The sequence below is a fragment of the Acidiphilium sp. PM genome (genome assembly GCF_000219295.1).
GTDB lineage: Bacteria > Pseudomonadota > Alphaproteobacteria > Acetobacterales > Acetobacteraceae > Acidiphilium > Acidiphilium multivorum.
Map to the genome: position 1 here is coordinate 1 of NZ_AFPR01000498.1, position 10,728 is coordinate 10,728.

General features: G+C 60.8%; 8 protein-coding genes and 1 tRNA gene. 5 read left to right on the forward strand and 4 right to left on the reverse strand.

Annotation, left to right across the window (positions count from 1 at the left end; genetic code table 11):
- Positions 1 to 666 (reverse strand): PAS domain-containing protein (locus APM_RS15705; RefSeq protein ID WP_007424369.1); only part of this gene is annotated, 666 nt, incomplete at its 3' end.
- A 551-nt stretch (positions 667 to 1,217) separates the two neighbouring features.
- On the opposite strand from APM_RS15705, the gene APM_RS15710 reads away from it, so the two are divergent.
- The 5 genes from APM_RS15710 to APM_RS15725 all read left to right on the forward strand — a co-directional run bounded on the left by APM_RS15710 (position 1,218) and on the right by APM_RS15725 (position 7,037).
- On the forward strand, positions 1,218 to 3,125 hold the full coding sequence (locus APM_RS15710) for a cellulose biosynthesis cyclic di-GMP-binding regulatory protein BcsB (protein ID WP_007424371.1): 1,908 nt from the start codon (positions 1,218 to 1,220) through the stop codon (positions 3,123 to 3,125).
- 8 nt (positions 3,126 to 3,133) lie between these two features.
- Positions 3,134 to 3,937: a hypothetical protein gene (locus APM_RS15715; protein ID WP_007424372.1), complete on the forward strand. Its 804-nt coding sequence runs from the start codon at positions 3,134 to 3,136 to the stop codon at positions 3,935 to 3,937.
- 3 nt (positions 3,938 to 3,940) lie between these two features.
- Complete coding sequence (locus tag APM_RS22980) at positions 3,941 to 5,167, forward strand: glycosyltransferase (RefSeq protein ID WP_007424373.1); 1,227 nt, start codon at positions 3,941 to 3,943, stop codon at positions 5,165 to 5,167.
- Positions 5,107 to 5,868, forward strand: a complete 762-nt coding sequence (locus APM_RS22985) for a glycosyltransferase (RefSeq protein WP_256379512.1) — start codon at positions 5,107 to 5,109, stop codon at positions 5,866 to 5,868. Before APM_RS22980 ends, APM_RS22985 begins: the two co-directional genes overlap by 61 nt.
- 62 nt (positions 5,869 to 5,930) lie before the next feature.
- A complete protein-coding gene (locus tag APM_RS15725) occupies positions 5,931 to 7,037 on the forward strand; it encodes a hypothetical protein (RefSeq protein WP_007424375.1) in 1,107 nt (368 codons plus the stop codon).
- A gap of 153 nt (positions 7,038 to 7,190) precedes the next feature.
- Here APM_RS15725 and APM_RS20655 read toward each other — a convergent pair whose 3' ends face one another.
- The 3 genes from APM_RS20655 to APM_RS15740 all read right to left on the reverse strand — a co-directional run.
- The gene (locus APM_RS20655; protein WP_007424376.1) at positions 7,191 to 9,383 is read right to left on the reverse strand and encodes a glycosyltransferase; all 2,193 of its coding nucleotides are present in this window, start codon (positions 9,381 to 9,383) and stop codon (positions 7,191 to 7,193) included.
- A gap of 572 nt (positions 9,384 to 9,955) precedes the next feature.
- Positions 9,956 to 10,031: transfer RNA gene (locus tag APM_RS15735), tRNA-Glu, on the reverse strand.
- 37 nt (positions 10,032 to 10,068) lie between these two features.
- Positions 10,069 to 10,728 (reverse strand): DHHA1 domain-containing protein (locus tag APM_RS15740; protein ID WP_007424377.1); only part of this gene is annotated, 660 nt, incomplete at its 5' end.

The following is a 10,728-nucleotide window of genomic DNA, read 5'->3' on the forward strand; positions in this document are numbered from 1 at the left end:
CACCTTGCCCTCGGCGTCGTAGACCGGGTTGTAGGTGGCCTGGAGCCAGACGTGGCGGCCGCCCTTGCCCACGCGCTCGAAATCACCAGCGATGAATTCGCCCTGGCGCAGGCGTTCCCAGAAGGCCTGGTATTCGCGGCTGGCGGCGTATGCTGGTGTAGCGAACATGCTGTGCTTGCGGCCCACGATCTCGTCGCGCGCGTAACCCATCACGCGAAGGAAGTTGTCGTTGGCTTCGAGGATGGTGCCGTCGAGCGCGAACTTGATGACGGCCTGGGAGCGCTCGATGGCGTTGAGGATGCTTTCGTTTTCGGCGGCGGCCCGTTTCTCGGCGGTGATGTCGAGGGCGACCTTGACCACCCTGGCGACCTTGCCGGCGCGGTTGCGGACGGGCACGTAGGAGGCGCGGAGCCAGACATCGTGGCCGGACTTGGCGATGCGGCGGAACTCGCCGGAGCAGAAGGCGCCGCCGCGCAGGCGCTGCCAGAACTCGCCGTAGGCGGCGCTGTCGCGCTCGGTTACGGTTACAAAAATACGATGATGGCGCCCGATGATGTCGGCGGCGCCGTAGCCCATCAAACGGAGAAAACTGTCGTTGGCGTCGATGATCGTGCCGTCGGGTTTGAAACCGATGATGCCGAAGGAGTTTCCAATGGCATCAAACATCCTGCTTTTGTCAGAGATTTGACGTAGCTTCCCAATAACCACGAAACAATTCCCATTTTTATTGATTGGTCTATTTTATTAAATAAAACTTCTATCCGGGCCTCCTTAACAATGTATTACCGGAACCTGATATTTTCATGCTGCACGCTGACTATCATGTCATTCGGCCAAAGATGCCGCGACTATCAAATAGATAAAGCGCTACATGCGATGGGATCGGAGGCGTGCCAGATCAAGGTTGTCAGCGCAGCCGTTCCGGCGCACTGGCGAGATGTTCCGAACGGTTTCTTTGGTCGCGGACCGTCGCGAAGCCGCAAACATCAGCGTTGTGGATCGGCCACCGAACCCCTTTAGCTTCAAGATGGGTGAGCGCGTACGCCGCGGTTCAGCGCGACAAGGCCGGCGGATAGCTGCGAAATCATGATTGAAGCCAGAAACGTTCAAATTTCGAGTCAACATTCTCGATCAGGCTTTACTCATTTTGATAAAAAAGATATTAAATTAGACAGCTAATGTTTTGGTCTTAAAATATCGTCTTGTGGGAATAATCTGTGATCAGTTTGAGATTACGCGACGAACGCGTCAACTGCACACAATCTCCAACCCAGCCTCCCCGCTCCTTCCGGCCCAAATGCCTCTACGGTGCCATACTGGCCATGGTTGGCCTCATGCCCAATCTGGTTTGTGGTATCGCAGATGCCAACACAATACGGGATCTCGGATTTCCCCAGGGCATTACCCTGAGGAGTGACCACCTCCATGCCAGCGTGTTCATGCCGGTCACTCAGGGGGCCATCGGGGGCGACCTGACCCTGCGTTTCATGGCTGCGAGTACACTTGGTGCCGGTGCGGCGCTGACCGTCGAGGCCAATGGCACGCCGGTGGATACCGTTCCCGCCAGCGACGCCGGTTCGCCCATCCGCATCACGATTCCGGCCTCGCTTGTGACAGGGCAATCCTCCTTTCTGCGCCTGACCTTTATCGAGACACTGCCGCCGGTCCGGCGCGGTCACTGCGGCGGCCGCTCTCCGGCAAGCACATGGATCCGCATCGCCGCAAATACCGGCTTCACGCCATCCGGCGGCAAGGCAGGCGTCGGAACCGCTTGGCGCGGACTTTCGACACCAGTGACGATCGCGCTGCCATCACAGCCGAGCCTCGCCGACATCGATAGTGCGCTCATTCTGTCCACCGCGCTTGTCGAGCGCGGAATCACGCCGTTCGTCTCCGATCAGCCCGACGCATCGATCCGGATCGACCCATCCAATGACCCGAAACACGACGTGGCAAACGTCGAGACCGGCACCGATGGTCAATCCCAGATCGTCGTCGGCTCGCCCGCCGCGGCGCGCGGTCTCGTGGTGGCCGATCAACTGACCGCCGGCATTCGCTCGGCAGGCGTCACGGCGACGCTGGCGAGCGCCGCCACCAAACGTCAGGGGGCCGATGCTGTCACACTCGGAGCGCTTGGCATCGCCTCGAAAACGGTGACGGTATTCGGCACCAGAACCTTGCCAATTCCTCTCGTTCCGGCGTCCCTGCCGGTCAACAGGCACGTCACTGCCGTAATTCTGGAGGGGAGAGGCGCCGCCCTTCCACCGGGCGACGCCGAGGCCGTTACCTTGCTGGTGGGCGGCAACGTCGTCTGGAGCCGAGCCTTTCGGGGCGCCGTGAGGCTTGACCATGTGCGGATCGATCTGCCCCAGCGACTTCTGTCGGCAGGGGCGCCCGTCACCTTGCAACTGAGCCGGCTTGGCCACACCGAAGTGTGCTCGCAGCCTGCAGGGGTGGACTTCACCCTCATGAACAATACCGAACTGGTTCTGGGGAATGGCCCGCGCCGGCCGACAAGGTTTAACGGGTTTTCCCCGGCGGGCGGCGGCTCGGTTCCCGTGCTGACCGACCTGCCGGCGGCGGCACTCGGCCCGACCCTGCCGCTCGTCGCGCAGTTGCTGGGCAACCATGAGGTCAATCCGATCGCCATCAATGTCATCGCCGCGAACGGACCACCGACCCGTCCGTTCCTGCTGATCGCTGACAAGCCCGATGATGTGGTGGCACAGGCGCCGCTGCCGCAACCTCGGGCGCCGCACGCCGCCCGAAAGCTTTCGCTTCCCGGCCGGTCGGCAGCGATAGAGCTGCCGCATATCCGTAAATTGACCGTTCTCCAGCTGGCCGCGACCAAGACGGGCGTTCCGGGACTGTGGTTGACTCCCGGCCCACGATCCAGCCTGGCTCAGGCTGTGTTGCCCGGCGATGGTAACATCGCCTTCTATGATGGATCGGGACCGCCAGCGACCTTCGAGACGGCCGCATACCGGGCGGACTTCCACAGTTCTGCCGTCGCCAGCGTGGCGGGCATCGTCGCGGCCTGGCGTCGGGAGCTCTTTGCGGTCATCTGGTTGCTCATCGCTGTCGCTCTCGTCGTGATTCTCGCGCGGCGGAGACACCGTCGATGAGGAGAATAATGCCGGCATGGCGGCTGGCGGCGCTTGTCATCGCCGGCACCGCCGCAACAACATCCGCCGCCAGGGCGGGTGCCTGGCCCGAGCCCGTCGGGCACTGGCTCGCGATCGAGACGTTCAGCGACTATCACGCGGCGACCCAGGGCTATGGCCAGTTCGGCCAGCCGGCCGGGCGAGGCCGCTATGTGCAATATGAGTTGTCTCCCTACATCGAATATGGGCTCACTCCACGATTGACTCTGGGTTTCCAACCCAGGGCTCAGGAAGTGATACAGTCGAACCTGCCGGGCACCCGTGGGGCCACCGGCTTCGTGCAATTCAACCTCTGGGCACGCTATGCGGTGTGGCGCGACGCATGGAACGTGATCTCGGTACAGGGGCAACTGGGCATCCCCGGCGTGCAAAGTCCGGCCTCCCCCGTTCTTGCCCAGCCAGGCGCCGAATATGAAGGCCGCGTGCTGTTTGGCCACGCCTTTCGCCTGCCCGGTGGCTGGTCCGGCTATACCGATCTCGAAGCGGGCTATCGGATGGAAGTCGATGGCTGGGCCGATCAGATCCGTGCCGACGGGACGATCGGTATTCGCCCTCGGCGAGGCTGGCTATTGCTCGCGCAAGGCTTCAACACGATCAGCGTCGGCACGGCCGCGCCCGGCGGATCGGATTACAATCTCTACCGCGTCGCGTTTTCCGTGGTGCATGACCTTACTCATCATGTCGCTGTGCAGGCAGGCCTATGGCATGACGCCGGTGGGCGAAACGTCGCTCTCGGCAATGCTGGCTTTCTTGCCGTTTGGCTGAGGTTCTGACGCATGCCCGCTTCGGGCCGGCCACCATGGCGGCCGCCTTCCGCTCGCGATCTGGCAGCACTCGACCGCCTGGTGCAAGCGGGCAGCGTCACCCCCTTGCAACGGGACGAGGCGATCCATACCGCCTATGCCTGGCGCGTCAGTCTGCCAGACGTGTTGAGCGCGATGTATCGCGTCACCAGCTTGCGATGGGCACGAGAACTATCCGCCGCATCGGGTTTGCCGCTTGTCGATCTCCGGGCCAGTCCGTGTGATCACACGCTGCTTGCCGAAGCCGAGCATGACCTTTACCTGCGTCACCTGTTTATTCCCTGGCGGCGCCAGCCGGACGGCGTTGTGGTGATCGCAACCCTGAATCCCGAGGATCCTGCGATCCGCGCCCTCATGCGCGAACGCATGCCGGGCTGTCACGTCGAGTTCGTGATCACGTCGAAATTCGATTTGATCTGGGCCGTTCAACGGATATTTGACCCAGAATTGAGCGAAGCGGCGCGCGAGGCGCTGTTCAACCGGAATCCGGAACTCTCTGCAAAAGTCACGCTTTCGGCGGGCCAGAAGACCGTCGCGGTGGGGATTGGTCTTGCGCTCCTGCTCGCCCTGGGCCTGGCCCCCCGCCTGACGCTGCTCGGCATCATGGCGACGGTTTCCGCACTGTATGCGTCCCTGTTCGCGTTCCGCGGTGTCCTCACGATCGTCGGAAGCGGGAGGCGGACCGATATATCCGTCAATGCGAGCGAACTCGCCGCACTCAAGGACGGGGATCTCCCGGTCTTCACCGTTCTTGTTCCGATGTATCGCGAGGCTGAAGTATTGCCGATCCTGGTCGATTCGATCCGACGCCTCGATTATCCGCGGGCGAAGCTCGATGTGAAACTGGTGCTTGAAGCCGGCGACACCGAGACGATCGAGGCAGCAAAGGCCCTCGGTGCTGAGGATCTTTTCGAGATCATCCGGGTTCCGGACAGCCAGCCGAAAACCAAGCCAAAGGCCTGCAACTATGCGCTTCGCTTCGCGCGCGGCGAATACACCGTGATTTTCGACGCCGAGGACAGCCCTGAACCCGACCAGCTGCGCAAGGTTGTCGCGCTGTTCAATGCCTCCGGCCCCGAGGTCGCCTGCGTTCAGGCACGGCTCAACTATTTCAACCGTGATGACAATTTCCGACCCGGATGTTCACACTCGAGTATAGCCAATGGTTTGACTATCTGCTGCCCGGCCTGTACCGGCTGAACATACCTATCCCCCTCGGCGGAACGTCGAACCACTTCCGAACCGAGGTGCTGCACGAACTCGGCGCCTGGGATCCCTACAACGTCACCGAGGATGCCGATCTTGGCATCCGCCTCACGCAGGCTGGCTATCGGGTGGCCGTGGTCAATTCCACAACATTCGAGGAAGCAAACGGCGTCCTGCACAGCTGGATCAACCAGCGTAGCCGATGGATCAAGGGCTATATGCAGACATGGCTCGTGCATATGCGCCGGCCGGTCGAGCTTTACCGGCGGCTGGGGCCGGTCGGATTTCTCGGCTTCCATATGTTCATCGGCTTCCCCCCGATGACCGCGCTGATCAATCCGTTGCTCTGGATCATGTTTCTCGTCTCGGTCATCGTTGGGCGATCGGCCGTGGCCGGCTTCTTCCCGGGGCCCGTTCTGGTGCTTGCGCTGTTCGATCTGATGGTGGGCAACGCGATGTACGTGTATTTCAATATCGTCGCTGTCGCGAAGCGTCGCTGGTACGGGTTGGTTCCATGGGGACTGCTTGCCCCTGCCTATTGGGTATTGCACTCCGTGGCGGCCTACAAGGCACTCCTGCAACTCGTCACCAACCCTCATTATTGGGAAAAGACAACCCACGGAACGTCCTCGCGCACCCAGGAAACCATTGCCAGCCTCAAGGCGGGTTCCGCCACGGGAAGTGAAGCACAGTGAGTAGCGGCGCAAGCCACATCCAGGTCCGCTCTTCCGGCCCCCTGGTCACGCGTCCGTGGCGAGTGGCGCTGGTCGTCGGCGGGGCGTCGTTCTTGTTGTTCGCCGCGGCCGCTCACAAGCTCCTGCTGGCCGGCGCGATCGAGCCCGCCCTGCGCGAGTCTTGGAATCACGCCAACTCGCAGATGTTGCTGTCCGGGCAATGGCCGATGTTTGTGATGATCAATCTTCTGCACCTGATACCGGGATGCGGCCCATCCTCGATGGTCGTCATCACAATAACGGCCACCGCTCTGGCGCAGGGGCTTCTGGCGCGTGATCTCATACAACGCGGTTGGTCACCAGGTTTGGCGGCATCGGGTATTCTTGTCACCAGCGCGAACCCGGTGATCGTCATCATCGCGACCAGCGGAGCACCAATGATCTTTTACACGATCGTGGTGGGACTCCTGATTCTGGCGATCGATCGCGTCGAAGCGATCGCCGATACGCGGGCACTTATACTGCTCGGAGTTGGCGTCGCCGCGATGTTCGTCCTCTGGCCAAATGCGATCTACTGGGTAGCGCCCACATTAATCGTGCTGCCCCTCGCCTTTCGCGAAATGAACAGCATTTCCGCCGCGGTCGCGCTATTCACCATTGCACTTCTGCCAGGCTTCATTGTCGTATCGTCGATGATATTAAGCGGTGCAATGTTCGGGCGCCCGCCTGCCGAAGCGATCGCTGTATGGAACGCGATCCTGCACGGGGCGGCTCCACAGGAAGTCCTTCACAGCGCCTGGTTGGCCTCTTTTGGCGGCCAGTTCACGGCAGCGTTCGTTGCGTTGGCGCTGATGTGCGCAACTATCGCGCCAAGAAGCTGGCTGATCATCTGGCGCCTCGGGCTCAACCGGCGGGAGCAAACCCAACCGGCCACAGCCCTTGCGGCCCTATTGCTGCCGCCGATTTCAGGCGCCCTGGCGACATATTTCTGGCACCTCGACGCACCAATCGTCGTCGTTGCCTGTAGCCTGGCTGCGGTCGCCAGCTGGACCGCCACAGCGAGCCTGCGGCACGGCGAGCGAGCGGCCTGGGTATTGCTGTCGCTGGCCGGAACATCCTTCGGATGGGCGGCGCCACTTTTGTGGCAGGACTCCGGACTTGCTCACTTGCGCCACATATTGCTGACATAAGGGGCCATTGATCGTGTGTTGATGATCGTCTGCTGATCCTTCCAGCATTCGCCCCTTCCTATATCAAAAAGCCCGTTAGGATTGAGATTTCCATCATCATTTATAACCTTAACAACACAAGAAAATTATCAAATAGGTTGTCGTCTCGTTTGATTAATTGCACAATTTTTCAATCAATTGCCGCCACTCGCATACACGGCGTGACCAATCGTACTCTTCGGCAAAATGAGCCTGCTGGGCGAGCGATCGCTCTGGCTGACCGTTCCACGGATTATCAAATTCCTCGCGCAATTTTGCGGCAAAGGTCGCTGCATGTGCGTTGGCGTCAACCGTCCAAGGATAGACGTGCGCAAATCCGCTTGTGGTTTCTGGCAGTGCGCCGAGCGACGGGCAAATCACCCGGCAGCCCGCAGCCATCGCTTCAATCACAGCAAGGCATGAGGTCTCCGCGAATGTGCTGGGGTAGGTGAGAAAATGCATGTCCCGAAGCGCCATGCGTAGTTCGGCATTAGGGACGATACCATGATAAAACACACCTGATAACGCTTGCGCTCGTTCGTAGAGATGGCTGTAAGGGCCGTCGTCGCCAAGATAAAGTTTCATGGACGACCAGACGTGCAGTTCGGCATTGACTGGGTTGATGTGTTCCCAGGCGTCGAGAAGTACGGAAAGACCGCGGAACGGCGTGCTAGCATAAGCACAACGCCAAACAGGACCTGCTTCCCATCGCCGCGGCGATGCGTTGACGTCAGTCGCATTGCGCAGCACCACACAACGTTCCGGCGGTAGCCCGAATGTCTTGAGATATTGTTCACGCTGCCAGTGGGAGACAAAAACAAAACAGTCGACCAAATCGACAGTCGCCTTGTCTGAACACCATTGAACCCATTCCTGGTTGACGTCATGGTGTATCCAGACCACACGCGGCCTGGAGTCCTTTTCGCTGCCGGGGTGGTTGATTTGAAGGTTGATGCGATCGAGTTCCTGAGCCATCCGTTGCTTCAGGCCACCAACCATCAACTCAGTCCCAGCCATTGGCGTCTGCGGGACCCATGTAGACTTTTTCAAATCAGCAGCTGAGGTCACAGGATGAAATTGCCGCACGGCGTCGGCTAAATCTGCGGGCAAAAGCCGCGATCTACCCACGTCACGATGTATGTCGATTTTATTTCCGTCGCCTATGGTCGCGGCGCGCTGCGATCCGTCCGCTGTCACCTCGTCCGCTGCCTTTGGATAAAATTGCTGATTGTATTGGGCTAGGGAACGCACATGTTCAGGAACGTCGGCGCTTTGTGCAAGCCAGTTGCACGCCGCAGCACCGCGCGCCTTACGCGCTGGACCGGGCGAATAATTCGCCGCAATCGACAGTTCCTCGCGCAGCCCCCAATCGAAAATGTAATCCTCGATAAACAGCGTGTCGCGGTCAGGATATCCTAGCGCAATCCCTTGTTCTGCAAACAGCGCCGCCGCTTCGGTTCGGCTGCGCTCCCGGTGGTAACGCGCGAGATCGTACAGCGGTTCTGCACGGTGTGGGCGTTGGCTGAAGGCGGCCAGCGATTGGCGCACGAATCCGCCGTCGTCACCGAGACGGAGAAGACAACGGGCCTCCTGCAACCGCGCATACCACGCTTCCTCATCCCCACCGCCCATCGTTGCCCGCTTGGCGTAGGCCTCGACGGCCTCAGTCAACCGTCCGGCATCTCGGTAGCTCTGGGCGAGATAGAACACATAACGGGCGTTCTCAGGATCATCGGCCAACGCCTCGGTCAGCAGCCGGATATCGCGTTCAAATTTGTCGACGCGGTTGGCGCCGCTTGCATGGTCTTTGAACCACACGCCATCAAGCCGCTGGCGATCGCCATCGACGGCGAGATACTCATGCGTGACACCATGATACAGCGCTCCGGCATTCCGGCGAACAAGTCGGGCATTCCAATAGCTGATGCCCGCATGCTGCAGCAAATCGTAACATGGGGCTTGGAGTTTTTGCTGGAAGTCGGGGTCGTCGACGACGAGTTCCTTATCGGCATCATTCAGCAATAGATAATCGTACTCGATGGGTGTCGCATAAGCATGTGCCAGCGCCTCGTTGCGAGCCTGCGCGAAATTCTCGAACGGAAAACTATGCAACTCACCAGGAATGCCGCGCTCGGCAAAGAACGAACGGATAAAATCCTGCGTCCCATCAGTCGAGCCGGTATCGCCGATAACCCAAGCCGAAATCCACGGTGCAACAGCGCCAAGACAACGCGCGAGATTGGCCATCTCGTTTTTCACGATCATGTTCAGGCAGATCGTCTTCCTATCAGCCATCAAAATCCCCTTATGATCAATACGCATATCCATAATAAGCGCGCCTCTCGGAGGAGAGGGTTTCGTTAGTTATTCACTAATTCACTCTATCTAATCATCTGTTATCGATATCGCAATGCTTGTCGTCCTCCGTGATCGGATAGGCGGCGACACCACTCACCCAACCAGGACCGTGGCACCATCGAGCACACCCGCCGGGATGATCGCAGCCACACCGGTCCAGCGACCATGGGTCTCCAGTTCCCGAGAGCCGGACCGAAAAAGATAGTTGAGCGATTTTATCGGGTTGTGATTCAGTTCGCTTTCGAAGACATGACCGGCCCCCACTGAGTGGTCGGGGTTGAAAGTTGGTGCAATTTCACCTCCGGCCTTGGCGGCGGCGCAGTGTCTGGCGCTGGGGGCCGATCAGTCATGAGACAGGCGATGCACAACGACGATCCGGTGTTCCGGAAAGCCTATCTAAAGCCTATCTGCCGATGTTCGTCAGCAAAATGATGGTGAAGATCGGCACCGTGAGCATCAACGGTCCGCGTTCAGCCCTGGCAGCAGCCATCGGGTGGGATCATGAACCCAGTGCGATTGACGGTGCCCAGATCCATCGCAAGTGGCGTCCCGTAGGGGATTCGAACCCCTGTTATCGCCGTGAGAGGGCGACGTCCTAGGCCTCTAGACGAACGGGACTTTCTGAAAGCGTGGGTAGCCGAGTGGTGGGGGCAGGTCAAGCGGGAGCGGCGTCGATCAGGATCAGGCTGACCGAGGTTCTGCCATTCCATTGTTCCGCGCGGATGTGACCTGCAAGATTGAGCGGTGCGCCGCCCGGACGGGCCAGCGCGGCCGCAAGGTCGCCGTCTCCGGCGCGGAACAGGATCGTCTTCAGCCGGCCACCGGCCTCGCCCTCGACGAAGGCGCGGATCGTCGCCTCGTTCCGGCCGATGCGGTCCGCCCGCAGGACCCGCGCCCGCGGCACCACGAACACCGGCTCCTCGTTGCCGGCGCCGAACGGCCCGACGCGGCCGATCGCCGCGGCGAGCGCCTCATCGATCCCGCCGACCGCCGCCATGCCCTCGATCGGCAGATCGGCCGCGTCCGGCAGCGTCGCGGCCACCGCCAACCGCTCTGCGAGGAAGCCGCGCAGCGCCTCGATCCGCCCGGCTTCCACCGTGAAACCCGCGGCCATGGCGTGGCCGCCGCCCTTGATCAGCAGCCCCGCCTCGCGCGCGGCGATGATCGCGCTGCCGAGATCGACCCCCGGCACCGAGCGGCCAGAACCCACCGCCCTGCCCTCCGCGATTCCCGCGACCAGGGCCGGACGGTTGAAGGTTTCCTTGATCCGGCCGGCGACAATGCCGACCACGCCCGGATGCCATTGCTCGCCGGC

Excerpts from the sequence above, each read along its gene's own strand:
- APM_RS15715 (WP_007424372.1), top strand. The coding sequence starts at position 3,134 with ATGCCGGCATGGCGGCTGGCGGCGCTTGTCATCGCCGGCACCGCCGCA.
- APM_RS22980 (WP_007424373.1), top strand. The coding sequence starts at position 3,941 with ATGCCCGCTTCGGGCCGGCCACCATGGCGGCCGCCTTCCGCTCGCGAT.
- APM_RS22985 (WP_256379512.1), top strand. The coding sequence starts at position 5,107 with ATGTTCACACTCGAGTATAGCCAATGGTTTGACTATCTGCTGCCCGGC.
- APM_RS20655 (WP_007424376.1), bottom strand. The coding sequence starts at position 9,383 with ATGGATATGCGTATTGATCATAAGGGGATTTTGATGGCTGATAGGAAG.